This window comes from Escherichia sp. WS1152 (assembly GCF_046487665.1).
GTDB classification, from domain to species: Bacteria; Pseudomonadota; Gammaproteobacteria; order Enterobacterales; family Enterobacteriaceae; genus Escherichia; species Escherichia coli.
In genome coordinates this window covers 131,032-154,266 of record NZ_JBJQJA010000006.1, presented here as the reverse complement: position 1 = coordinate 154,266, position 23,235 = coordinate 131,032, and the positions used below count along the sequence as shown (strand labels likewise).

Genomic DNA, 23,235 nt, shown 5'->3' with positions numbered 1-23,235 from the left:
AAGATGATTTGTCCACGTTGTGCCGATGAACAGATTGAAGTGATGGCGAAATCGCCGGTGAAAGATGTCTGGACGGTATATCAGTGCCAGCATTGCCTTTATACCTGGCGCGATACCGAACCGCTGCGCCGTACCAGCCGCGAACATTATCCCGAAGCGTTCCGCATGACGCAGAAAGATATTGATGACGCGCCAATGGTGCCGAGCATCCCGCCGCTGCTGGCGGAAGGTAAGCGCTAATAAAAAGTGCCGGGTAGTGGCTTTGCTTTACCCGGCCTCATTACTTTATTTTATAAAATGACAGCCGCCCGCTTTTCGGCGATCCGGTATCAATATAAATCTGGTTAGCGAACGTCTGAATGTTATCAAACATCATATGTCCAAATATAAAATAATCAGCGCCGTTTATTTGTTGTAACTCGCCATTAAGCGATTTCTGCACACGATCAACAGGCCAGAGTAATTCGCTCTCCGCTATTTCTTTACCAAAGAGATATTCACTCCCCGGATAATCTGCATGTGCGATGACATATTTTATGTTGTCGTTAGTGATTTCAATAATATGTGGAAGGTGATGGAATTTCAGCAACAGATCTGTAGCTTCTTTTTGCTCTGAATCATTTAAATCGAAAAACCAGTCACCACCGCTGGCAAGCCACATATTGCCATCGCCGGTCGCGAACGCATCCAGCGCCATTGCTTCGTGGTTGCCTTTAACGGAGATAAACCAGGGCTGGTTTAGCAGGCGCAGGACGTTAAGACTCTCCGGCCCACGATCAATATTATCGCCGACAGAAATAAGTAAGTCGGTTTCGGGGAAAAAAGAGAGTTGATGTAAGCGGGATTGTAATAACTGATATTCACCATGAATATCACCAACGACCCATATATGGCGATAGTGATGGGCATTGATTTTTTGATAGCGTGTAGATGGCATGGTTTTACCCTGTAAAATAAGCTTTCCTATTATACAGGGTATTTTTATTTGATTCGTCAGTTATCGTTAATATTCCCGATAGCAAAAGACTATCGGGAATTATTATTACACCAGACTCTTCAGGCGATAAATCCATTCCAGCGCCTGACGCGGGGTGAGTGAATCCGGATCGAGGTTTTCCAGTGCCTCGACCGCAGGCGAGGTTTCTTCCGGTACGGACAGCAAAGACATTTGTGTACCATCCACTTGCGTAGCGGCGGCGTTCGGCGAAATGCTTTCCAGCTCACGCAGTTTTTGCCGTGCGCGCTTAATCACCTCTTTTGGCACGCCCGCCAGAGCTGCAACCGCCAGGCCGTAGCTTTTGCTCGCCGCGCCATCCTGCACGCTATGCATAAAGGCAATGGTGTCGCCGTGCTCCAGTGCATCGAGATGCACGTTGGCGACGCCTTCCATTTTCTCCGGTAACTGGGTCAGCTCGAAATAGTGGGTAGCAAACAGCGTCAATGCCTTAATCTTATTCGCCAGATTTTCCGCGCACGCCCATGCCAGTGACAGACCATCGTAAGTGGACGTTCCACGCCCGATCTCATCCATTAACACCAGACTGTATTCGGTGGCGTTATGTAAAATATTGGCGGTTTCAGTCATCTCCACCATAAAGGTTGAGCGCCCGGAAGCCAGGTCATCTGCCGCGCCTACGCGGGTAAAGATGCGATCGATAGGTCCAATCTCGACTTTTTGTGCCGGTACATAGCTGCCGATGTAGGCCATCAGCGCAATCAGTGCGGTCTGGCGCATATAGGTACTTTTACCGCCCATGTTCGGGCCGGTAATAATCAACATCCGGCGCTGCGGTGACAGATTCAGCGGGTTGGCGATAAATGGCTCGTTCAGCACCTGTTCAACCACCGGATGGCGGCCTTCGGTAATGCGAATGCCCGGTTTATCAATAAAGGTCGGGCAGGTGTAGTTCAGGGTATAGGCCCGTTCCGCCAGGTTCACCAGCACGTCGAGTTCCGCCAGCGCGCTCGCGCTCTGTTGCAACGCTTCCAGATGCGGCAACAGCAGGTCGAACAACTCTTCATAAAGCTGTTTTTCCAGTGCCAGTGCTTTGCCTTTTGAAGTGAGGACTTTGTCTTCGTACTCTTTCAGCTCTGGAATAATGTAACGCTCGGCGTTTTTCAGCGTCTGGCGACGCATGTAGTTGATGGGTGCCAGATGGCTTTGTCCACGGCTGATTTGAATGTAGTAGCCGTGCACCGCATTAAAGCCAACTTTCAGCGTGTCCAGGCCGGTACGTTCACGCTCGCGGACTTCCAGACGCTCCAGATAATCGGTCGCGCCGTCAGCCAGCGCACGCCACTCATCCAGCTCTTCGTTATAGCCCGATGCGATAACACCACCGTCGCGTACCAGCACCGGCGGTGTGTCGATGATTGCTCGCTCCAGCAGATCGCGCAGCTCGGCAAACTCGCCCATCTTCTCACGCAGCGCCTGTACCGGTGCACTATCGACAGTTTCTAACTGCGCACGCAGCTCCGGCAGTTGCTGGAAAGCGTGGCGCATACGGGCCAGATCGCGTGGGCGAGCAGTTCGTAAAGCCAGACGTGCCAGAATACGTTCCAGGTCGCCGACCTGACGCAGTACCGGCTGTAGCCCGGCGGTGAAATCCTGCAATGCGCCAATAGTTTGCTGGCGCTCAAGCAACACGCGGGTATCGCGCACTGGCATATGCAGCCAGCGTTTCAGCATACGGCTGCCCATCGGCGTGACGGTGCAGTCGAGCACAGAAGCCAGCGTATTTTCCGCACCACCCGCCAGGTTCTGGGTGATTTCCAGATTACGACGCGTCGCGGCATCCATAATGATGCTGTCCTGCTCACGTTCCATGGTGATGGAACGAATATGCGGCAGAGTCGTACGTTGGGTATCTTTCGCATACTGCAACAGACAACCGGCAGCACAAAGTCCGCGCGGCGCGTTCTCGACGCCAAAACCGACCAGATCGCGGGTGCCAAATTGCAGATTCAACTGCTGGCGCGCGGTGTCGATTTCAAACTCCCACAGCGGGCGACGGCGCAGGCCGCGACGGCCTTCAATCAGCGACATCTCGGCGAAATCTTCTGCATACAGCAGTTCCGCCGGATTAGTGCGTTGCAATTCTGCCGCCATCGTTTCGCGGTCGGCCGGTTCGCTAAGGCGAAAACGCCCGGAACTGATATCCAGCGTCGCGTAGCCGAAACCTTTGCTGTCCTGCCAGATAGCCGCCAGCAGGTTGTCCTGACGCTCCTGCAACAGGGCTTCATCGCTGATGGTGCCTGGCGTAACGATACGCACAACTTTGCGCTCAACCGGACCTTTGCTGGTCGCCGGATCGCCAATTTGTTCGCAGATGGCAACGGACTCGCCCTGATTCACCAGTTTGGCGAGGTAGTTTTCCACCGCATGGTAGGGGATCCCCGCCATCGGGATCGGCTCTCCCGCTGAAGCACCTCGTTTGGTCAGTGAAATATCCAGCAGTTGCGACGCGCGTTTTGCGTCGTCATAAAACAGTTCATAAAAATCACCCATCCGGTAAAACAGCAGGATCTCGGGATGCTGGGCTTTCAGCTTGAGATACTGCTGCATCATGGGCGTATGGGCGTCGAAATTTTCTATTGCACTCATGGGGTTATGTCCGGTTCCCTGATATTAAATGGGGTGTGATGGTTTTTATTTTCGTTGTAATCACATAAGGCGCACATGATACCGGAGTTAATCATTTCAGGGGAAGAAGCGAACGGCGAGTTCTTGATGCTGGTTCCGGGAAAGATGCTGTTTTGCAGCTTTTGCGTGATGCTTATGAAGCAAGTACGCAAAATTGTATCGGTTGGCGAACCCTTCTTCTTTAGAGTCATAGTGCCCTTTAAGATTAAGTTGTAATATAAATGCATCTTAATGAGGTGGAGGCATCATGTCCGGCAAGCGTATCTCTCGTGAAAAACTGACGATTAAAAAAATGATCGATCTTTATCAAGCGAAATGCCCGCAGGCGTCAGCGGAGCCGAAGCATTACGAGGCGTTGTTTGTTTACGCGCAAAAGCGGCTGGATAAATGTGTGTTCGGCGAAGAGAAGCCAGCCTGTAAGCAGTGTCCGGTGCACTGTTACCAGCCTGCAAAGCGTGAAGAGATGAAACAGATTATGCGTTGGGCCGGGCCGAGAATGCTGTGGCGTCATCCGATCTTAACCGTGCGTCATCTCATCGATGACAAGCGTCCGGTGCCAGAACTGCCGGAAAAATATCGTCCGAAAAAACCTCGTGAATAGTATGCCGGACAGTCAGATCTGTCCGGCAATTTGCAGTTAAATCAATGCCGATTTATCAATTCCCAGTCGCTTCATCCGTGACAGCAGGGTCGTGCGTTTCAGCCCCAGACGTTGCGCAGCGCCTTTAGGCCCGGCAACCACGCCGTTAGTTTCTTTCAGCACGCGAACAATCAACTGATATTCATCTTCGCCCTCCTGAGCGACAACCGTTGCGGCAGGCGGCGTTTCAGGCTCCGGTAAAGCAATATCTGGCAATGACAGCTGCAGCACGTTGCCGCGTGTTAGCAATACCGCGCGCTCAATGACGTTTTCCAGTTCGCGTACGTTACCCGGCCACTCCATATTGCTCAAGGTGCGCAACGTCTCGGCAGGAATGCTGTCGATATTGCGCCCCAGACGACGGGCAATTTTGAAGGTAAAGGCTTTCGCCAGCAGCGGAATATCTTCCGGACGCTCGCGTAGTGGCGGAAGGTGAATCGGGAATACGTTCAGGCGGTAATAGAGATCGCTACGGAACTCACGGTCGGCGACCATTTTTTTCAGATCGCGGTTAGTCGCGGCGATTAGACGCACGTCCGTCTGAATGATTTTGTTGCTGCCGAGGCGTTCAAACTCCTGTTCCTGCAATACACGCAGCAACTTCGGCTGTAACTCCAGTGGCATATCGCCCACTTCGTCGAGGAACAGGGAGCTTTTATCCGCCAGTTCAAAACGACCGATACGCTGGGCGCTGGCACCGGTAAAAGCCCCACGCTCATGACCAAACAGATCGCTCTCCAGCAATCCGGCAGGCATCGCCGCGCAGTTCATTTTGACCATGCGGCGATTATTACGCCCACTGAGATTATGGATAGCACGGGCAATCAGCTCTTTACCCGTGCCAGTTTCACCGAGGATCAGCACGGTACTGTCACTTTGCGCCACCATTTCAACTTGTTTAAGCACGCTGTACATGGCTTCGCTGCGGCCAATAATCTCGCCAAATTCACTATCAACATTGTTGAGCTGCTCGGTCAGGGCGAGGTTTTCATCAACCAGCCGTTCTTTCAGACGATGGATTTCCTGATAGGCGAGGGCGTTATCGACAGCGATTGCCACACGTTCGGCAATCTGGCGCAGTAAATTCAGATTGGTAGTGGTAAACACTTTCTCTTCACATTGCGCCAGTTTCAGCACGCCCAGCATGGTGTCGCCAGACATCAGCGGTAACAGGCACAAGGTTTGAATCTGGTTGCCCCAGGTATCGAACAACATGCGTTCATACGGGGCTAAATCATCCCGCTCGTGGAGATTAATCAGCAGCATCTCTTTACTTTTGAACACGCGTTCGGTGAGGGTTCCGGCTTCATCGACTTCGCTCTGTTCGTGGGCGGGATGCTGTTTATCAAGATAGTGAGTGGAGTAGATGTTGAGTTTGTTTTTACGGTGGCTGCGTAAGACGATACTGATATCGTCAATATCGAAATAGTAATGGATTTCTTTGGCGACTTCGCTGACCAGTTCGTCCATATCCAGGCGGGAAAGCACCGCGTTGGTGATGGCGACCAGGATGCGGAAGTTATCGCGTTCCCGGCATAACAACTCATAGTCGACATTGTTAACGACGCGGCTCTGGATTTGTTCGGTGACGACAGAAACGATCTGCGTAAATGTTTGCAGACGATTGAACTCTTTTTCGCTCCAGGGGCGATCGTCATAACGAATAAATTCACAGCCACCAAAAATATGCCCTTCCGCCGCCAGTGGCATCAGGCAATAGTGACCAAATTTGGGGTATAGCCCACCTGCGGCCAGCTGCGGCCAGGTTTCACAAAATTCTTCGTAACTGCAATGCAGCGTATCAGGGCGCGACAAAATGCTGCGTACCGGACCGTGTGCCAGAACAGTTTCGTCTTCATATTTAATGGGGGTGTCTTTTTCACGCGATGCGTAATAAGACGCACGTTGAGTCTGCGCTTGCCACAACACAATAGCCGCGTTGTCGGCGAGCGCAGAACGCTTTACCAGTTGCGAAAGAGCCTCACACAGCGAGGCCAGATCGGGCTGCTGCAATAGTGTCCGAGTGATGTCGAACAACCCTTGCTGTCCGAGATCACTCATCGGTGTATATGACATTTTGTTCTTCCAGGAAAGCACCGCAAAGCGGTGCAAAAGGTCATTGACTAACTATAGGAGATTTAGAATTTTATTAGCATATACGCGGAAGCGGTTCGGCGTGTGGTAAATCGAGGGTTCGTTTCACGCCATATAGACCGGCAAGACGAACACCTTTACGTTCCACCACTTCACCAATCAGCGCCGCGTCTTTCCCCAGTGGATGGGAATGTAACGCTGCCAGCACTTGCTCTGCCGCGTTGCGTTCAACGGCGATCACCAGTTTGCCTTCGTTGGCAAAGTTCAGGGCGTCCAGTCCCAGCAATTCGCAAACGCCGCGCACGGCAGGTTTAACCGGCAGCGCTGATTCAGAAATTTCAATACCGCAACCGCAGGCTGCCGCGAACTCATGAACCACCGCGTTTACACCACCACGGGTGGCATCACGCAGCGCTTTCACGCCGGGAATGTCACGCAGCGTCTGAATAAGCGGCGTCAGCACCGCGCAGTCGCTGACCAGTTCGCCATCCAGCCCCAGCTGCTCACGCAGGTTAAGGATAGTCGCCCCGTGGTCGCCGAGTGTACCGCTCACCAGCAATACATCGCCTGCGGTTAGCGTCTGTGCGCCCCAGTGAATATTCGCCGGAATTGCGCCCATGCCCGCGGTGTTGATAAACAGTTTATCTGCCGCGCCGCGCTGCACCACTTTAGTATCGCCAGTAACGATGGCAATGCCTGCCGTGCGGGCGGTTTCTGCCATGCTGGTCACTACGGCTTTCAGTGTCTCCATCGGCAATCCTTCTTCGAGGATAAAGCCACAGGAGAGATAGCGCGGAATAGCGCCACTGACCGCAACGTCATTGGCGGTGCCGCAAATCGCCAGCTTGCCGATATTACCGCCAGGGAAGAACAGCGGGTCAATAACGTAACTGTCGGTGGAGAACGCCAGACGGTCGCCTTCCGCTACCAGCTGCGCCAGATCAAGACGTGCCTGATCTTCCTGCTCTGCCAGCCACGGGTTGGCAAAGGCTTCCATAAACAGGCTGTTGATTAATTGCTGCATCGCCTGGCCGCCGCTGCCGTGGGCGAGTTGGATATTATTCACGCTTCACTCTCCTGCTGACGATACTGATACCACGCGGCGCACGCTCCTTCGGAGGAAACCATCAGCGCACCAAACGCGGTTTGAGGATTACAGGTGTTACCAAACAGCGGGCATTGATGCGGCTTACATTTGCCCGTCAAGACTTCGCCACAACGCGCGCGCGGGTCATCGCAGACCTGCTGCGGTGCCGGGCGGAAATGTGCTTCGGCATCGAATCGTTGATAATCCGGCGTCAGGTGCACGCCAGAAGATTCAATCACGCCTAAGCCGCGCCATTCGCTGTCGCCGTTGACACAGAACACATCGGCAATCGCCTGTTGCGCCAGCAGGTTACCGGCATCCGGTACCACCCGACGATACTGATTCTCTACCTTGCTGTGGGCCGCTATTTTCTGCTCCACCAGCATCACCACGCCTTGCAGTAGATCAAGGGGTTCGAAACCAGCGACCACCAGCGGACGATGAAAATCGCTGGCGATAAAATTATAGGCATCAGTGCCGATAACCATACTAACGTGGCCCGGCGCGAGGAACGCGTCGATACCGTTATCCGGCTGTTCCAGCAAACTGCGAAGCGTCGGGATAAGCGTAATGTGCTGGCAGAAGAAGTAAAAATTCTGCACATCACGCGCTTTCGCCTGTTGCAGAGTGATAGCGGTGGTCGGCATGGTGGTTTCAAAACCTAAGCCGAAGAACACCACTTTGCGGGTTGGATTCTCCTGCGCCAGTTTCAACGCATCCATCGGCGAATAGACGATGCGCACATCGGCACCGCGTGCTTTTGCCTGCAACAGCGATCCCTGTTTCCCCGGCACGCGCATGGCGTCGCCAAAGGTACAGAAGATGACTTCCGGATGGCTGGCAATCTCCACGCAGGTGTCGATTCTGCCCATCGGCAGTACGCACACCGGGCAACCCGGACCGTGGATAAACTCAACGTTTTCCGGCAGTAACTGGTCGAGGCCGAATTTAAAAATGGCGTGGGTATGACCACCGCACACTTCCATAATCCGCAGAGGGCGTTCGGCGGTGTAAGAGAGATGTGAAGCACGTTCGCGCAGATGCTCAATTAACTGCATCACCTGTTCCGGCGCGCGATATTCATCAACAAAACGCATTATTTTTCCTCGCCATACAACAGCGCGCCGACATCCGGCTCAACGTCAAACATGTTTTGTAAGGCGTCGAGAGTGTCGCGTGCTTCGGCTTCATTAATTACGCTCATGGCAAAGCCAACGTGTACCAGTACCCACTGGCCCACGCGCGGCTGACCGTTTTCATCGCAGCTGCCGACTAACGTTAAATCGACATCGCGCTGAATGCCGCAGACGTCGACTTTCGCCTGGTTGCCGTCAATGGTGCGGATCTGGCCGGGAACGCCTATGCACATCGCTGTGTCTCCAGCCAGTTCAGCCACTGGTCCATCCCTTCGCCGCTGGTGGCGGAAATAAGGATGATTTCAATTTCTGGATTGACTTCGCGGGCGCAGGCGATGCACTTCTCAACGTCAAAGTTGAGATACGGCAACAGGTCAACTTTGTTGAGCAGCATCAGCGAGGCGGCGGCAAACATATGCGGATATTTCAGCGGTTTGTCTTCACCTTCGGTAACGGAAAGCACCGCCACTTTGTGTTTTTCACCGAGATCGAAGCTCGCCGGGCATACGAGGTTGCCAACGTTTTCGATAAACAGAATACCGTTATCGTCCAGTGGCAGGCGCGGTGCGGCGTCAGCAATCATCTGTGCGTCAAGATGGCAGCCTTTACCGGTATTCACCTGAATCGCTGGTGTGCCGGTAGCGCGAATGCGTGCGGCATCGTTCACGGTTTGCTGGTCACCTTCAATAACCGCGCACGGAACGCTGTCTTTCAGGCGCATTAAGGTTTCCGTCAGCAGGGTGGTTTTACCGGAACCAGGGCTGGAAACCAGGTTGAGCACCAGTTGCTTGCGGGCAGCAAAGCGCGCGCGGTTGCGTTCAGCCAGACGGTTGTTTTTGTCCAGCACGTCAATTTCGACTTCCAGCATCCGGCGCTGGCTCATGCCCGGTGCGTGAGTGCCCGCTTCGCCATGACCGTAATGCAGGTCGCCTTCTTCAGTCTGGCTGGGGGTAAATTCAGGCGCTTTAATGCCGGTGATTTTCATCTTCGGGCGTGCCGCCGGGGCAAATGGCGCGCTACGAAACGCGGAATGAGGGTTATGTTCATCACCCTCGATATACAGGTTGCCTTCACCGCAACCGCATGTTGTACACATCGCTCACTCCTGGTCTATTTCTATCCGCCGAATCTGTAAACCGTCGTCTGCCACAATCTGTAGCATGTCACCATGACACTGTGGACAGCGGCGGACGCGCTGGGTCAGTAGCGTCACATACTGTTGGCATGTTTCACACCAGCATTCGGCCTCTTGTTCTTCGAGGTGCAGTTTACAACCTTCCGCCACGCTGCCGCGGCAAACCAGATCAAAACAAAAGGCAAGAGAGCTGGTTTCGACACAAGAAAATGCGCCAATTTTGAGCCAGACCCCAGTTACGCGTTTTGCGCCGTGTTTTGCGGCCTGCTGTTCGATCAATTCCAGTGCCCGTTGGCAGAGGGTTATTTCGTGCATATCGCCTCCCATTAACTATGGCCAGCTACAAGCAATAATTGTGCCAGTATTGATTATCCCTGCGGTGAATAATGTCGATGATGTCGAAATGACACGTCGACACGGCGACGAAATTCATCTTTAGCTTAAAAATCGTTTTAATAACAATGAATTAAAAGTTGGCACAGAAAATGCTTAAAGCTGGCATCTCTGTTAAACGGGTAACCTGACAATGACTATTTGGGAAATAAGCGAGAAAGCCGATTACATCGCACAGCGGCATCGTCGCCTACAGGACCAGTGGCACATCTACTGCAATTCGCTGGTTCAGGGGATCACGTTATCGAAAGCGCGCCTGCATCACGCCATGAGCTGCGCGCCGGACAAAGAACTCTGTTTCGTCCTTTTTGAACATTTTCGTATTTACGTCACCCTGGCGGATGGCTTTAACAGCCACACCATCGAGTATTACGTCGAAACAAAAGAGGGCGAAGACAAACAGCGGATTGCGCAGGCGCAACTGAGCATTGACGGCATGATTGATGGCAAGGTCAACATCCGCGATCGCGAACAGGTTCTGGAACACTATCTCGAAAAAATCGCTGGCGTTTACGACAGCTTATACACCGCTATTGAAAACAATGTGCCGGTGAATTTAAGCCAACTGGTAAAGGGACAAAGCCCGGCAGCATGAGCTGAGGCTTTGCCCGTTTTGCAGGCGTTACGCCTGTTTGGGGATGGGCGTGTCGATGAGTGTCGAAAATGACATTTCATCGGCATGTTTTCGTCAAAAATGACAATCACCTGAGGAATGCCTGGTGAATCGTTTTGTAATTGCTGACTCCACGCTCTGTATCGGCTGCCACACCTGTGAGGCCGCCTGTTCAGAGACGCATCGCCAGCACGGCCTGCAATCAATGCCGCGCCTGAGAGTGATGCTAAATGAAAAAGAATCTGCGCCGCAGCTCTGTCACCACTGTGAAGATGCACCCTGCGCGGTGGTCTGCCCGGTTAACGCCATCACCCGCGTTGATGGGGCCGTGCAGTTGAATGAAAGCCTGTGCGTAAGCTGCAAACTGTGCGGCATCGCCTGCCCGTTTGGCGCAATCGAATTTTCCGGCAGCCGTCCGCTGGATATTCCGGCAAACGCCAATACCCCGAAAGCGCCACCGGCACCGCCTGCTCCGGCGCGTGTCAGCACATTGCTTGACTGGGTGCCAGGTATTCGCGCGATCGCCGTCAAATGTGACCTTTGTAGCTTTGATGAACAAGGTCCGGCCTGCGTGCGGATGTGCCCGACTAAAGCCCTGCATCTGGTGGATAACACCGATATCGCCCGCGTCAGCAAACGTAAGCGTGAGCTGACCTTTAACACGGACTTTGGCGATCTCACCTTGTTTCAGCAGGCTCAAAGTGGAGAGGCTAAATGAGCGCAATTTCCCTGATCAATAGCGGCGTGGCGTGGTTTGTCGCCGCCGCTGTTCTGGCATTTCTCTTTTCTTTTCAAAAGGCGCTAAGCGGCTGGATAGCCGGAATTGGCGGCGCGGTTGGTAGTCTGTATACGGCAGCCGCGGGCTTCACTGTACTGACTGGCGCGGTTGGCGTGAGCGGTGCGCTGTCGCTGGTAAGCTACGATGTGCAAATCTCTCCGCTTAACGCGATTTGGCTGATTACGCTCGGTCTGTGCGGTCTGTTTGTCAGCCTCTACAACATTGACTGGCATCGCCACGCGCAGGTGAAGTGCAACGGCTTGCAGATCAATATGTTGATGGCTGCCGCCGTCTGCGCCGTCATCGCCAGCAACCTCGGCATGTTCGTGGTAATGGCTGAAGTCATGGCCTTGTGTGCGGTGTTCCTTACCAGCAACAGCAAAGAGGGCAAACTGTGGTTTGCGCTGGGGCGTCTTGGCACTCTGCTGCTGGTGATTGCTTGCTGGCTGCTGTGGCAGCGTTATGGCACGCTGGATCTGCGCCTGCTGGATATGCGTATGCAACAGCTGCCGCTCGGTTCCGATATCTGGCTGCTCGGTGTGATTGGCTTTGGCCTGCTGGCCGGGATTATTCCGCTGCACGGCTGGGTGCCGCAGGCACATGCTAACGCCTCTGCGCCAGCTGCCGCGTTGTTTTCTACGGTAGTCATGAAAATTGGCCTGCTGGGCATTTTAACCCTGTCACTGCTGGGCGGTAATGCACCGCTGTGGTGGGGGATCGCGCTGCTGGTGCTCGGTATGATCACCGCGTTTGTCGGCGGTCTGTATGCGTTGATGGAACATAATATCCAGCGTCTACTGGCTTACCACACCCTGGAAAATATCGGCATTATCCTGCTGGGGCTGGGCGCTGGCGTAACGGGTATCGCGCTCGAACAACCGGCGCTGATTGCTCTTGGCCTGGTCGGTGGTCTGTACCATCTGCTTAACCATAGCCTGTTCAAAAGCGTACTGTTCCTCGGGGCGGGGAGCGTCTGGTTCCGTACCGGTCATCGCGATATCGAAAAACTCGGTGGTATTGGCAAGAAAATGCCGGTTATCTCCATCGCTATGTTAGTCGGGCTGATGGCAATGGCTGCACTGCCGCCGCTGAACGGTTTTGCCGGGGAATGGGTTATCTATCAATCCTTCTTCAAACTGAGCAATAGTGGCGCGTTTGTTGCCCGTCTGCTGGGGCCGCTGCTCGCTGTGGGTCTGGCAATTACCGGTGCGCTGGCGGTGATGTGTATGGCGAAAGTCTATGGCGTCACGTTCCTCGGCGCGCCGCGTACCAAAGAAGCCGAAAACGCCACCTGTGCACCGCTCCTGATGAGCGTAAGCGTAGTGGCACTGGCGATTTGCTGCGTAATTGGCGGTGTTGCTGCGCCGTGGCTACTGCCGATGCTCTCTGCTGCTGTACCTCTGCCGCTGGAGCCTGCTAACACCACCGTTTCTCAACCGATGATCACGTTGCTGCTGATTGCCTGCCCGCTGCTGCCATTCATCATTATGGCGATTTGCAAAGGCGATCGTTTGCCATCGCGTTCCCGCGGCGCGGCCTGGGTGTGCGGCTACGACCACGAAAAATCAATGGTGATTACCGCTCACGGTTTTGCCATGCCGGTGAAACAGGCGTTTGCGCCGGTGCTGAAACTGCGCAAATGGCTGAATCCGGTGTCGCTGGTGCCGGGCTGGCAATGCGAAGGCAGTGCGTTGCTGTTCCGCCGGATGGCGCTGGTTGAACTGGCGGTACTGGTGGTGATTATTGTTTCACGAGGAGCCTGAGAATGAGTGTTTTATATCCGTTAATTCAGGCGCTGGTGTTATTTGCCGTTGCGCCGCTGCTCTCCGGTATTACCCGCGTGGCGCGCGCCCGCTTGCATAACCGTCGCGGGCCGGGCGTGTTGCAGGAGTATCGCGACATTATCAAACTGCTGGGTCGCCAGAGCGTTGGCCCGGATGCCTCCGGCTGGGTGTTCCGCCTGACGCCGTATGTGATGGTGGGCGTCATGCTGACTATCGCTACTGCGCTGCCGGTGGTGACCGTTGGTTCTCCGCTGCCGCAACTGGGTGATTTGATCACCTTACTGTATCTCTTTGCCATCGCGCGTTTCTTCTTTGCCATTTCCGGTCTGGATACCGGTAGCCCGTTTACTGCTATCGGCGCGAGCCGTGAAGCGATGCTTGGCGTGCTGGTCGAACCGATGCTGCTGCTTGGTCTGTGGGTTGCCGCACAGGTTGCCGGTTCCACCAACATCAGCAACATCACCGACACCGTTTATCACTGGCCGCTGAGCCAGAGCATCCCGCTGGTGCTGGCGCTTTGTGCCTGTGCGTTCGCCACTTTTATCGAAATGGGCAAACTGCCGTTCGACCTGGCGGAAGCCGAGCAGGAGTTGCAGGAAGGTCCGCTCTCTGAGTATAGCGGCAGCGGCTTTGGCGTCATGAAATGGGGTATCAGCCTGAAACAGCTGGTGGTGCTGCAGATGTTCGTCGGCGTATTTATCCCGTGGGGACAGATGGAAACCTTCACCGCCGGTGGGCTGCTGCTGGCGCTGGTGATTGCCATCGTCAAACTGGTGGTCGGCGTCCTGGTTATCGCGCTGTTCGAAAACAGCATGGCCCGTCTGCGTCTTGATATTACTCCGCGCATTACCTGGGCTGGGTTTGGCTTTGCATTTTTAGCGTTCGTCTCCTTGCTGGCGGCGTGATTAAAGAGAGTTTGAGCATGTCTGAAGAAAAATTAGGTCAACATTATCTCGCCGCGCTGAATGAGGCATTTCCGGGCGTCGTGCTGGACCACGCCTGGCAGACCAAAGATCAGCTGACTGTCACCGTAAAGGTGAACTACCTGCCGGAAGTGGTGGAGTTTCTTTACTACAAACAGGGTGGCTGGCTGTCGGTGCTGTTTGGTAACGACGAACGCAAACTGAATGGTCATTACGCCGTTTACTACGTGCTGTCGATGGAGAAGGGTACTAAGTGCTGGGTAACGGTACGCGTCGAAGTTGACGCCAACAAACCGGAATATCCGTCCGTGACACCGCGCGTTCCGGCGGCGGTATGGGGCGAGCGTGAAGTGCGCGATATGTACGGTTTGATTCCGGTAGGGCTGCCGGATGAACGCCGTCTGGTGCTGCCGGATGACTGGCCGGATGAACTTTATCCGCTGCGTAAAGACAGCATGGATTATCGTCAACGTCCGGCACCGACCACCGATGCTGAAACCTACGAGTTCATCAACGAACTGGGCGACAAGAAAAACAATGTCGTGCCGATTGGTCCGCTGCACGTCACTTCTGACGAACCGGGTCACTTCCGTCTGTTCGTCGATGGCGAAAACATTATCGACGCCGACTACCGTCTGTTCTATGTCCATCGCGGTATGGAAAAACTGGCAGAAACCCGCATGGGTTACAACGAAGTGACCTTCCTCTCTGACCGTGTGTGCGGGATCTGCGGCTTTGCCCACAGCACCGCCTACACCACGTCGGTGGAAAACGCGATGGGTATCCAGGTACCAGAACGCGCGCAGATGATCCGCGCCATTCTGCTGGAGGTAGAACGCCTGCACTCGCATCTGCTCAACCTCGGCCTCGCCTGCCACTTTACCGGCTTCGACTCCGGCTTTATGCAGTTCTTCCGCGTGCGTGAAACCTCCATGAAAATGGCAGAGATCCTTACCGGTGCGCGTAAAACCTACGGCCTGAACCTGATCGGCGGGATTCGTCGCGATCTGCTGAAAGATGACATGATCCAGACCCGTCAACTGGCGCAACAGATGCGTCGTGAAGTGCAGGAGCTGGTGGATGTGCTGCTGAGTACGCCGAACATGGAACAGCGCACTGTCGGCATTGGTCGTCTGGACCCGGAAATCGCTCGCGACTTCAGTAACGTTGGCCCGATGGTCCGCGCCAGCGGTCACGCCCGCGATACCCGCGCCGATCACCCATTTGTCGGCTATGGCCTGCTGCCAATGGAAGTCCACAGCGAGCAGGGCTGCGACGTTATTTCCCGTCTGAAAGTGCGTATCAACGAAGTCTATACCGCGCTGAACATGATCGACTACGGTCTGGATAACCTGCCGGGTGGCCCACTGATGGTGGAAGGCTTTACTTACATTCCACACCGTTTCGCGCTGGGCTTTGCCGAAGCGCCGCGCGGCGATGATATCCACTGGAGCATGACCGGCGACAACCAGAAGCTGTACCGCTGGCGCTGCCGTGCCGCGACCTACGCGAACTGGCCGACCCTGCGCTACATGCTGCGTGGCAATACCGTTTCCGATGCGCCGCTGATTATCGGTAGCCTGGACCCGTGCTACTCCTGTACCGACCGCATGACCGTAGTCGATGTACGTAAGAAGAAGAGCAAAGTGGTGCCGTACAAAGAACTCGAGCGCTACAGCATTGAGCGTAAAAACTCGCCGCTGAAATAAGGAATCGCCATGTTTACCTTTATCAAAAAAGTCATCAAAACCGGCACGGCGACCTCGTCTTATCCGCTGGAGCCGATTGCGGTTGATAAAAACTTCCGTGGTAAGCCAGAGCAGAACCCGCAGCAGTGCATCGGCTGCGCGGCCTGCGTCAATGCCTGCCCGTCAAACGCCTTAACGGTTGAAACTGACCTCGCCACAGGAGAGCTTGCGTGGGAGTTTAATCTCGGGCGCTGCATCTTCTGTGGACGCTGCGAAGAAGTTTGCCCGACGGCGGCGATCAAACTGTCGCAAGAGTACGAACTGGCGGTGTGGAAGAAAGAAGACTTCCTGCAACAGTCTCGCTTCGCGCTGTGCAACTGTCGCGTCTGCAATCGTCCTTTCGCCGTTCAGAAAGAGATCGACTACGCCATTGCGCTGCTTAAGCACAACGGCGACAGCCGCGCGGAAAACCACCGCGAAAGCTTTGAGACTTGCCCGGAATGTAAGCGCCAGAAATGCCTGGTGCCGTCCGACCGTATTGAACTGACTCGCCATATGAAAGAGGCCATCTGATGAGCAATTTATTAGGCCCCCGTGACGCCAACGGCATTCCGGTCCCGATGACGGTGGATGAATCCATCGCCAGTATGAAGGCGTCGTTACTGAAAAAAATCAAACGCTCTGCCTACGTTTACCGCGTGGACTGCGGCGGCTGCAACGGCTGCGAAATCGAAATTTTCGCCACGCTTTCGCCGCTGTTTGATGCAGAACGCTTCGGCATTAAAGTCGTTCCTTCACCGCGTCATGCGGATATTTTACTGTTTACCGGCGCGGTCACCCGTGCAATGCGATCCCCTGCGCTGCGTGCGTGGCAGTCCACGCCGGACCCGAAAATTTGTATCTCCTACGGTGCCTGCGGTAACAGCGGCGGGATCTTCCACGATCTCTACTGCGTGTGGGGCGGTACGGATAAAATCGTCCCGGTGGATGTCTACATTCCGGGGTGCCCGCCAACGCCTGCCGCCACGCTGTACGGCTTTGCAATGGCGCTCGGCCTGCTGGAGCAGAAAATTCACGCCCGTGGCCCGGGTGAGCAGGATGAACAACCGGCGGAGATCCTGCATGGCGATATGGTGCAGCCGCTGCGTGTGAAAGTGGATCGCGAAGCACGCCGCCTGGCAGGTTATCGTTACGGTCGCCAGATTGCCGATGACTTCCTGACACAGTTAGGGCAGGGCGAAGAACAGGTTGCACGCTGGCTGGAAGCGGAAAACGATCCGCGTCTGAACGAGATTGTCAGCCATCTGAATCATGTTGTTGAAGAGGCGCGTATCCGATGAGTGAAAAGGTGGTGTTCAGTCAACTGAGCCGTAAATTTATTGATGAGAACGATGCCACGCCCGCCGAGGCGCAGCAGGTGGTCTATTACAGCCTGGCGATTGGTCACCACCTTGGGGTTATCGATTGCCTGGAAGCGGCGCTCACCTGCCCATGGGATGACTATCTGGCATGGATTGCCACTCTGGAGGCGGGCAGCGAAGCCCGCCGCAAAATGGAAGGCGTACCGAAGTACGGTGAGATCGTCATCGACATTAACCATGTGCCGATGCTGGCCAATGCATTCGATAAAGCCCGGGCAGCGCAAACTTCGCAGCAGCAGGAATGGAGTACAATGCTGTTAAGTATGCTGCATGATATTCATCAGGAAAACGCCATCTATTTGATGGTGAGGAGACTGCGTGACTGACGTTTTACTCTGTGTTGGCAATAGCATGATGGGCGATGATGGCGCAGGTCCGCTGCTGGCGGAAAAGTGCGCCGCCGCGCCGAAAGGTAACTGGGTGGTGATTGATGGCGGTAGTGCACCGGAAAACGACATCGTCGCCATCCGTGAACTGCGCCCTACACGACTGCTGATTGTCGATGCCACGGATATGGGGCTAAACCCCGGCGAAATCCGCATCATCGACCCGGATGATATCGCCGAGATGTTTATGATGACTACCCATAACATGCCGTTGAACTACCTTATCGATCAGTTGAAAGAAGACATTGGCGAAGTGATTTTCCTCGGCATCCAGCCGGATATCGTCGGCTTTTACTACCCGATGACCCAGCCGATTAAAGATGCGGTAGAAACCGTTTATCAACGGCTGGAAGGCTGGGAAGGGAACGGCGGCTTCGCGCAGTTAGCGGTGGAAGAAGAGTAGTTTTTCAATAAGGAATCAGGACAGGGATGTTCTTGATGGGGTGAACCAGCTCTGATGCCAAATGCTAAATTGCCCGATGCGCTGCGCTTATCGGGCCTACATGTCGCACGAACTATGTAGGCCGGATAAGGCGTTCACGCCGCATCCGGCACGGTTGCTTACTCTAAATCCTCACCATTACTGGCAATCACTTTTTTATACCACCAGAATGATTTCTTACGCGTGCGCGTCAGCGTACCGTTGCCTGCGTCGTCACGGTCTACGTAGACAAAACCGTAGCGTTTGCTCATTTCACCCGTTGAGGCGGAAACTAAATCAATACAGCCCCAGGTGGTGTAGCCCATCAGCGGAATGCCATCTGCAATCGCTTCGCCCATTGCGCGGATATGTTCGCGTAAATAGCTGATGCGATAGTCATCGTTAATCTCGCCATTGGCAGCAAGTTCATCTTTTGCGCCGAGGCCGTTTTCCACCAGAAACAGCGGCTTCTGATAGCGGTCGTACATCATGTTCATGGTGATACGCAGACCGAGTGGATCAATTCCCCAGCCCCAGTCGCTTACCTGTAAATATGGGTTACGCAGCGATTTCACCACGTTCGCCGCACTGCTATTGTTGGCGTTCATCTCCGCCGAGGCGCAGCGCGAGGCGTAATAGCTGAAAGAGACAAAATCGACGGTGTTTTTCAGGATTTCATCATCGCCCGGTGCTTTGTCGATGGTTACCCCTTTTTCGCGGAATACGCGGGCAGAGTAAGCCGGATACGCGCCCCGCGCCTGCACATCGATAAAAAACAGGTTTTCCCGGTCTTTCTCCAGCGCCGCCCAGACATCTTCCGGCTTGCAACTGTAAGGGTAGAAGTTGCCGCCCGCCAGCATACAGCCCACCTGATTTTGCGGGTTAACCTCATGGGCGATTTTGGTGGCTAGCGCACTGGCAACCAGCTGGTGATGCGCGGCCTGATATTTCACCTGATCCTGATTTTCACCTTCTTCAAACACCAGACCCGCGCCGGAGAACGGGCTATGCAACATAATGTTGATTTCATTGAAGGTTAGCCAGTATTTCACCAGACCATCAAATGCTTCAAAGCAGGTCCTGGCGTAGCGGCTGAAAAACTCCACCAGCTTGCGGTTACGCCAGGAGCCATATTCGGTGACCAGATGCATCGGCACATCGAAGTGGCACAACGTGACCAGCGGTTCGATACCGTACTTTTTACACTCTTCAAAGACAGAACGGTAAAAAGCAATGCCCTGCTGGTTGGGCGTCAGTTCATCACCCTGCGGGAAGAGGCGGCTCCAGGCAATTGAGGTACGGAACACTTTGAATCCCATCTCTGCCATCAGGGCGATATCTTCTTTATAACGATGATAAAAATCCGTCGCCTCATGGCTGGGATAAAACTCGTCATCGCGCAACTGAAAACGTTTTTCCAGTCCCAGTTTCACCGCCATTCGATGCTCGCCGTGCGGGATCATATCGACCGTGGTCAGCCCTTTGCCACCTTCACGGAACGCACCTTCAGACTGGTTGGCGGCAAGCGCGCCGCCCCATAAAAAACCTTCTGGAAATACTGACATTTTCATCCTCAATTAAGACTTACTTCTTTGGCGACGGTCGGTTGTACGCTCTGATGCTTTCGCGCCTCGGCAGCCGCTTCCTCAACAGGAATATCTTCAAAGCCGAGCAACAGTGTGAGGATAAACGACAGCACCACCGCCAGCGCCATGACCGCGAACACCCAGACGATGCTCATTGGATTCGCCGGATCGAAGAATTGCACGCTGGTAAATAACCCCGGCGCTGCCATTGAGTGGCTGGCAAGCCCCGCCATACCGGCAACCGCGCCGCAAATAAAACCGCTGATAAGACTGGCGATAAGCGGACGTTTCAGGCGGATCGCCACGCCGTATAACGCCGGTTCGGAAATCCCCGCCATAATGGCTGATGCCGCCGCTGCGAGCGCCGTCTGGCGCAGTTCCGGGTTTTTCGTTTTCCACGCCACCGCCAGTGATGAACCGCCCAGCGACAGGTTAGCGCCGATCTCTGACGGCATGACCATCCCTTCTTTGCCGGTTTCGGCAATGGTCTGAATGATGGTTGGCGTAAAGACGCGGTGCATCCCGGTCATTACCAGCAGAGGCCACAGCGCGCCCATAATGGCGACTGAAAGCCAGCCCAGATAACCATGAATGGTGTAAACCAGCGCCGAAATGGCGCTACCGATCCAGATACCAATCGGGCCAATCAGCAGGATTGCCAGCGGTGCGGCAATCAACACAATCAGCATTGGCTTGAGGAAGTTTTTGGTCACCGCCGGTGTAATGCGATCCACCCAGCGTTCGATATATGACAGGCACCAGGTCATCACCAGCGCCGGGATCACCGTGTAGGTGTATTTCACCGCGGTGACCGGGATCAGGGCAAATTCGACATGTTCCCCCTGGGCCGCTTTCGCCATCAGTTCAATAAAACTCGGATGTACCAGCACACCCGCGATGGCAATCGCCAGCGACATATTGGTTTTAAATTTGATGGCGGCAGATGCCGCGACCATTAGCGGCAGGAAGAAGAAAGCACCGTCACCAATCACATTCAGAATGGTTAAGGTCGGCGATCCTTTTGTCAGCACGCCGCTCATCTCGAGGATCATCGCCAGCAGTTTGACCATCGATCCGCCGATAATCGCCGGGATCAGCGGTGACATGGTGCCGATCAGCGCATCGAGGATCCCCGCACCAATGCGACGTAGCGTGAGTTTGGGTTTACCTACGGGCTGTGCGGGCTGCATATCTCCCGGCAGCAGGCTGACGACTTCCTGAAAGGCTTGTGAAACGGTATTGCCGATAATCACCTGACACTGGTTGTCACTACGTACCACGCCGAGCACGCCGGGGATGGTTTTTAACGTCGGGCTGTCGATAAGCTGGTCATCTTTGATAACAAAGCGCAAACGCGTCATACAGTGCGTGACTGCCGAGATGTTATCAACGCCGCCCAGTGCCGCTATCACCGAGCGTGCCAGCGCCGCATAATTTTTGGCCATCGGATTTTATCCTGTTATCAGTAGGGTAGATGTAGTTGTTATCAGTCGACGTGACGGAAAAATGCCGATGCTGAAACGGAATTAGGAAACCGGTTTCACAAAATCATGAATAGTTGTCACTAAATAAGCAAGAGAGTTAATTGTTCATTTTTTATATTTGTGAAACCGGTCACCTGAATATTTTTCCCGCCGATTGCGCAAGGACAATCGGCAAACGGTGCAGTACACTGCGTTGATTGCGTGTAAAGGGATGAAAATGATGACGACGATGCTGGAAGTGGCGAAGCGCGCCGGGGTTTCAAAAGCGACCGTTTCCCGCGTGCTTTCAGGTAATGGCTACGTCAGCCAGGAGACTAAAGATCGCGTGTTTCAGGCGGTAGAAGAGAGCGGTTACCGCCCAAACTTGCTGGCGCGCAATCTGTCGGCGAAGAGTACTCAGACGCTGGGGCTGGTAGTGACCAACACGCTTTACCACGGCATTTATTTTAGTGAATTACTCTTTCATGCCGCGCGAATGGCGGAAGAGAAAGGGCGGCAGTTGCTATTGGCAGATGGTAAACACAGCGCCGAAGAAGAGCGCCAGGCGATTCAGTATCTGCTGGATTTGCGCTGCGACGCCATTATGATTTACCCGCGTTTTTTAAGCGTGGATGAGATCGATGACATCATTGACGCGCACAGTCAGCCGATAATGGTGCTTAATCGCCGCCTGCGCAAAAACAGCAGCCATAGCGTCTGGTGCGATCATAAACAGACCAGTTTTAACGCCGTGGCAGAGTTGATAAACGCCGGGCATCAGGAGATTGCTTTCCTTACCGGCTCGATGGATTCCCCCACCAGCATTGAACGTCTTGCCGGGTATAAAGACGCGCTGTCGCAGCATGGTATTGCGCTCAATGAAAAACTTATCGCTAACGGTAAATGGACACCTGCCAGCGGGGCCGAAGGGGTAGAAATGTTGCTCGAACGTGGGGCTAAATTTAGCGCGTTAGTTGCCAGTAACGACGATATGGCGATAGGTGCGATGAAAGCGTTACACGAGCGCGGCGTAGCGGTGCCAGAGCAGGTGTCAGTTATCGGATTCGATGATATCGCAATTGCCCCCTATATCGTTCCGGCGCTCTCCAGCGTAAAAATTCCGGTGACTGAGATGATTCAGGAAATTATTGGACGGCTGATTTTTATGCTCGATGGCGGGGATTTCTCACCGCCGAAAACCTTCAGCGGAAAACTGATCCGCCGCGACTCACTCATTGCTCTTTCGCGATAAACATTGTCATCACATGTCATCGTCACTAGTGTCGATGACATCTTTTTTCCTGCATTACAGAAATTAATTTCCTTAAATAACAGTGAATTAAAAACTGGCATGATTTGTGAATGTATCGGCGCATTAACTGTCATTGCTGGAGAATTTGATGAACCGTTTCATCATTGCTGACGCGAGTAAATGTATTGGTTGCCGTACCTGTGAAGTGGCGTGCGTGGTTTCTCATCAGGAAAATCAGGACTGTGCATCGCTGACCCCGGAAACATTTTTACCGCGTATCCATGTCATTAAAGGTGTGAACATTTCCACGGCGACAGTTTGCCGTCAGTGTGAAGATGCACCGTGCGCTAACGTCTGCCCGAATGGTGCTATCAGCCGTGATAAAGGGTTTGTTCATGTGATGCAGGAACGTTGCATTGGTTGCAAAACCTGCGTTGTGGCTTGCCCGTATGGCGCGATGGAAGTGGTGGTACGTCCGGTGATTCGCAACAGCGGCGCAGGGCTGAATGTACGGGCTGACAAAGCCGAAGCCAATAAATGCGACCTGTGCAACCATCGTGAAGACGGCCCGGCGTGTATGGCGGCTTGCCCGACCCATGCGCTAATTTGTGTCGATCGCAATAAACTTGAACAACTGAGCGCAGAAAAACGCCGCCGTACGGCGCTGATGTTCTAAAAATCTTACAGAACTGTTCTGGCATCAAAGGAATTCCCGGAAATATTCGTAGAATACGGAGCGGGCGGTATCGCCGACCTGTGACTGCCGGATGCGACGCTGTCGTGTCCGGCTGG

General features: G+C 54.1%; 24 protein-coding genes. 14 read left to right on the top strand and 10 right to left on the bottom strand.

The features are described 5' to 3' along the window. Positions 1 to 3: 3 nt before the first annotated feature. Positions 4 to 240: a non-oxidative hydroxyarylic acid decarboxylases subunit D gene (locus tag ACJHW7_RS11935; RefSeq protein WP_000562982.1), complete on the top strand. Its 237-nt coding sequence runs from the start codon at positions 4 to 6 to the stop codon at positions 238 to 240. A 40-nt stretch (positions 241 to 280) separates the two neighbouring features. On the opposite strand, the gene pphB is transcribed toward ACJHW7_RS11935, so the two are convergent. Next, positions 281 to 937: a protein-serine/threonine phosphatase gene (gene pphB / locus ACJHW7_RS11930; RefSeq protein ID WP_040234893.1), complete on the bottom strand. Its 657-nt coding sequence runs from the start codon at positions 935 to 937 to the stop codon at positions 281 to 283. Between the two features lie 105 nt (positions 938 to 1,042). Then, on the bottom strand, positions 1,043 to 3,604 hold the full coding sequence (gene mutS, locus ACJHW7_RS11925; protein ID WP_001272907.1) for a DNA mismatch repair protein MutS: 2,562 nt from the start codon (positions 3,602 to 3,604) through the stop codon (positions 1,043 to 1,045). Between the two features lie 75 nt (positions 3,605 to 3,679). On the opposite strand from mutS, the gene ACJHW7_RS11920 reads away from it, so the two are divergent. Both ACJHW7_RS11920 and ACJHW7_RS11915 read left to right on the top strand, forming a co-directional pair. Continuing rightward, positions 3,680 to 3,859 carry a hypothetical protein gene (locus ACJHW7_RS11920; RefSeq protein ID WP_000611933.1) on the top strand — a complete coding sequence of 60 codons (180 nt, stop codon included), beginning with the start codon at positions 3,680 to 3,682 and terminating at the stop codon, positions 3,857 to 3,859. A 31-nt stretch (positions 3,860 to 3,890) separates the two neighbouring features. Beyond that, a complete protein-coding gene (locus tag ACJHW7_RS11915) occupies positions 3,891 to 4,244 on the top strand; it encodes a nitrous oxide-stimulated promoter family protein (protein ID WP_021557128.1) in 354 nt (117 codons plus the stop codon). Positions 4,245 to 4,280: 36 nt separating this feature from the next. Here ACJHW7_RS11915 and flhA read toward each other — a convergent pair whose 3' ends face one another. From flhA to hypA, 6 genes are all read right to left on the bottom strand, one after another. Continuing rightward, positions 4,281 to 6,359, bottom strand: coding sequence for a formate hydrogenlyase transcriptional activator FlhA (gene flhA, locus ACJHW7_RS11910; RefSeq protein ID WP_001301446.1), 2,079 nt, complete (start codon positions 6,357 to 6,359; stop codon positions 4,281 to 4,283). 73 nt (positions 6,360 to 6,432) lie between these two features. Then, complete coding sequence (gene hypE / locus ACJHW7_RS11905; RefSeq protein ID WP_001059931.1) at positions 6,433 to 7,443, bottom strand: hydrogenase maturation carbamoyl dehydratase HypE; 1,011 nt, start codon at positions 7,441 to 7,443, stop codon at positions 6,433 to 6,435. Next, complete coding sequence (hypD, locus tag ACJHW7_RS11900) at positions 7,440 to 8,561, bottom strand: hydrogenase formation protein HypD (protein WP_001212982.1); 1,122 nt, start codon at positions 8,559 to 8,561, stop codon at positions 7,440 to 7,442. Before hypD ends, hypE begins: the two co-directional genes overlap by 4 nt. Next, positions 8,561 to 8,833: a hydrogenase 3 maturation protein HypC gene (hypC, locus tag ACJHW7_RS11895; protein WP_000334881.1), complete on the bottom strand. Its 273-nt coding sequence runs from the start codon at positions 8,831 to 8,833 to the stop codon at positions 8,561 to 8,563. Before hypC ends, hypD begins: the two co-directional genes overlap by 1 nt. Then, the gene (hypB, locus tag ACJHW7_RS11890) at positions 8,824 to 9,696 is read right to left on the bottom strand and encodes a hydrogenase nickel incorporation protein HypB (RefSeq protein ID WP_000337665.1); all 873 of its coding nucleotides are present in this window, start codon (positions 9,694 to 9,696) and stop codon (positions 8,824 to 8,826) included. The genes hypC and hypB overlap by 10 nt, the downstream gene beginning before the upstream one ends. Before the next feature lie 3 nt (positions 9,697 to 9,699). Then, positions 9,700 to 10,050 (bottom strand): hydrogenase maturation nickel metallochaperone HypA, encoded by a 351-nt coding sequence (hypA, locus tag ACJHW7_RS11885; RefSeq protein ID WP_001299100.1) that lies wholly within the window; start codon positions 10,048 to 10,050, stop codon positions 9,700 to 9,702. A 211-nt stretch (positions 10,051 to 10,261) separates the two neighbouring features. On the opposite strand from hypA, the gene hycA reads away from it, so the two are divergent. From hycA to hycI, 9 genes are all read left to right on the top strand, one after another. Continuing rightward, positions 10,262 to 10,723 (top strand): formate hydrogenlyase regulator HycA, encoded by a 462-nt coding sequence (hycA, locus tag ACJHW7_RS11880; protein ID WP_000158061.1) that lies wholly within the window; start codon positions 10,262 to 10,264, stop codon positions 10,721 to 10,723. 124 nt (positions 10,724 to 10,847) lie between these two features. Further along, a complete protein-coding gene (gene hycB, locus ACJHW7_RS11875) occupies positions 10,848 to 11,459 on the top strand; it encodes a formate hydrogenlyase subunit HycB (RefSeq protein WP_001079186.1) in 612 nt (203 codons plus the stop codon). Beyond that, positions 11,456 to 13,282 carry a formate hydrogenlyase subunit 3 gene (hycC, locus tag ACJHW7_RS11870; RefSeq protein ID WP_001590570.1) on the top strand — a complete coding sequence of 609 codons (1,827 nt, stop codon included), beginning with the start codon at positions 11,456 to 11,458 and terminating at the stop codon, positions 13,280 to 13,282. Before hycB ends, hycC begins: the two co-directional genes overlap by 4 nt. 2 nt (positions 13,283 to 13,284) lie before the next feature. Further along, entirely contained in the window at positions 13,285 to 14,208 is a 924-nt protein-coding gene (hycD, locus tag ACJHW7_RS11865; protein WP_000115224.1) for a formate hydrogenlyase subunit HycD, read from the top strand. A 17-nt stretch (positions 14,209 to 14,225) separates the two neighbouring features. Continuing rightward, positions 14,226 to 15,935: a formate hydrogenlyase subunit HycE gene (hycE, locus tag ACJHW7_RS11860; RefSeq protein WP_001288134.1), complete on the top strand. Its 1,710-nt coding sequence runs from the start codon at positions 14,226 to 14,228 to the stop codon at positions 15,933 to 15,935. A gap of 9 nt (positions 15,936 to 15,944) precedes the next feature. Beyond that, positions 15,945 to 16,487 (top strand): formate hydrogenlyase subunit HycF, encoded by a 543-nt coding sequence (gene hycF / locus ACJHW7_RS11855; RefSeq protein ID WP_000493785.1) that lies wholly within the window; start codon positions 15,945 to 15,947, stop codon positions 16,485 to 16,487. Then, a complete protein-coding gene (hycG, locus tag ACJHW7_RS11850; RefSeq protein ID WP_021557127.1) occupies positions 16,487 to 17,254 on the top strand; it encodes a formate hydrogenlyase subunit HycG in 768 nt (255 codons plus the stop codon). The genes hycF and hycG overlap by 1 nt, the downstream gene beginning before the upstream one ends. Further along, complete coding sequence (gene hycH / locus ACJHW7_RS11845) at positions 17,251 to 17,661, top strand: formate hydrogenlyase assembly protein HycH (protein WP_021557126.1); 411 nt, start codon at positions 17,251 to 17,253, stop codon at positions 17,659 to 17,661. The genes hycG and hycH overlap by 4 nt, the downstream gene beginning before the upstream one ends. Then, the gene (gene hycI / locus ACJHW7_RS11840; protein WP_000132961.1) at positions 17,654 to 18,124 is read left to right on the top strand and encodes a hydrogenase maturation peptidase HycI; all 471 of its coding nucleotides are present in this window, start codon (positions 17,654 to 17,656) and stop codon (positions 18,122 to 18,124) included. Before hycH ends, hycI begins: the two co-directional genes overlap by 8 nt. A gap of 158 nt (positions 18,125 to 18,282) precedes the next feature. On the opposite strand, the gene ascB is transcribed toward hycI, so the two are convergent. Further along, a complete protein-coding gene (gene ascB / locus ACJHW7_RS11835; protein ID WP_021557125.1) occupies positions 18,283 to 19,707 on the bottom strand; it encodes a 6-phospho-beta-glucosidase AscB in 1,425 nt (474 codons plus the stop codon). A gap of 8 nt (positions 19,708 to 19,715) precedes the next feature. Further along, positions 19,716 to 21,173, bottom strand: coding sequence for a PTS cellobiose/arbutin/salicin transporter subunit IIBC (ascF, locus tag ACJHW7_RS11830; protein ID WP_001107859.1), 1,458 nt, complete (start codon positions 21,171 to 21,173; stop codon positions 19,716 to 19,718). 259 nt (positions 21,174 to 21,432) lie between these two features. Between ascF and ascG the strand changes: the two genes are divergently transcribed. Together ascG and hydN are read left to right on the top strand one after the other, a co-directional pair. Beyond that, the gene (gene ascG / locus ACJHW7_RS11825) at positions 21,433 to 22,443 is read left to right on the top strand and encodes a DNA-binding transcriptional regulator AscG (protein WP_024227184.1); all 1,011 of its coding nucleotides are present in this window, start codon (positions 21,433 to 21,435) and stop codon (positions 22,441 to 22,443) included. Positions 22,444 to 22,591: 148 nt separating this feature from the next. Next, positions 22,592 to 23,119, top strand: coding sequence for an electron transport protein HydN (gene hydN / locus ACJHW7_RS11820; protein WP_001078777.1), 528 nt, complete (start codon positions 22,592 to 22,594; stop codon positions 23,117 to 23,119). The last annotated feature ends 116 nt before the right edge of the window (positions 23,120 to 23,235 follow it).

What these genes read in the sequence shown, in the direction of transcription:
- ACJHW7_RS11935 (WP_000562982.1), top strand. Translation starts at nt 4, where the DNA reads ATGATTTGTCCACGTTGTGCCGATGAACAGATTGAAGTGATGGCGAAA.
- pphB (WP_040234893.1), bottom strand. Translation starts at nt 937, where the DNA reads ATGCCATCTACACGCTATCAAAAAATCAATGCCCATCACTATCGCCAT.
- mutS (WP_001272907.1), bottom strand. Translation starts at nt 3,604, where the DNA reads ATGAGTGCAATAGAAAATTTCGACGCCCATACGCCCATGATGCAGCAG.
- ACJHW7_RS11920 (WP_000611933.1), top strand. Translation starts at nt 3,680, where the DNA reads ATGATACCGGAGTTAATCATTTCAGGGGAAGAAGCGAACGGCGAGTTC.
- ACJHW7_RS11915 (WP_021557128.1), top strand. Translation starts at nt 3,891, where the DNA reads ATGTCCGGCAAGCGTATCTCTCGTGAAAAACTGACGATTAAAAAAATG.
- flhA (WP_001301446.1), bottom strand. Translation starts at nt 6,359, where the DNA reads ATGTCATATACACCGATGAGTGATCTCGGACAGCAAGGGTTGTTCGAC.
- hypD (WP_001212982.1), bottom strand. Translation starts at nt 8,561, where the DNA reads ATGCGTTTTGTTGATGAATATCGCGCGCCGGAACAGGTGATGCAGTTA.
- hypC (WP_000334881.1), bottom strand. Translation starts at nt 8,833, where the DNA reads ATGTGCATAGGCGTTCCCGGCCAGATCCGCACCATTGACGGCAACCAG.
- hypB (WP_000337665.1), bottom strand. Translation starts at nt 9,696, where the DNA reads ATGTGTACAACATGCGGTTGCGGTGAAGGCAACCTGTATATCGAGGGT.
- hypA (WP_001299100.1), bottom strand. Translation starts at nt 10,050, where the DNA reads ATGCACGAAATAACCCTCTGCCAACGGGCACTGGAATTGATCGAACAG.
- hycA (WP_000158061.1), top strand. Translation starts at nt 10,262, where the DNA reads ATGACTATTTGGGAAATAAGCGAGAAAGCCGATTACATCGCACAGCGG.
- hycC (WP_001590570.1), top strand. Translation starts at nt 11,456, where the DNA reads ATGAGCGCAATTTCCCTGATCAATAGCGGCGTGGCGTGGTTTGTCGCC.
- hycD (WP_000115224.1), top strand. Translation starts at nt 13,285, where the DNA reads ATGAGTGTTTTATATCCGTTAATTCAGGCGCTGGTGTTATTTGCCGTT.
- hycE (WP_001288134.1), top strand. Translation starts at nt 14,226, where the DNA reads ATGTCTGAAGAAAAATTAGGTCAACATTATCTCGCCGCGCTGAATGAG.
- hycF (WP_000493785.1), top strand. Translation starts at nt 15,945, where the DNA reads ATGTTTACCTTTATCAAAAAAGTCATCAAAACCGGCACGGCGACCTCG.
- hycG (WP_021557127.1), top strand. Translation starts at nt 16,487, where the DNA reads ATGAGCAATTTATTAGGCCCCCGTGACGCCAACGGCATTCCGGTCCCG.
- hycH (WP_021557126.1), top strand. Translation starts at nt 17,251, where the DNA reads ATGAGTGAAAAGGTGGTGTTCAGTCAACTGAGCCGTAAATTTATTGAT.
- ascB (WP_021557125.1), bottom strand. Translation starts at nt 19,707, where the DNA reads ATGTCAGTATTTCCAGAAGGTTTTTTATGGGGCGGCGCGCTTGCCGCC.
- ascF (WP_001107859.1), bottom strand. Translation starts at nt 21,173, where the DNA reads ATGGCCAAAAATTATGCGGCGCTGGCACGCTCGGTGATAGCGGCACTG.
- ascG (WP_024227184.1), top strand. Translation starts at nt 21,433, where the DNA reads ATGACGACGATGCTGGAAGTGGCGAAGCGCGCCGGGGTTTCAAAAGCG.
- hydN (WP_001078777.1), top strand. Translation starts at nt 22,592, where the DNA reads ATGAACCGTTTCATCATTGCTGACGCGAGTAAATGTATTGGTTGCCGT.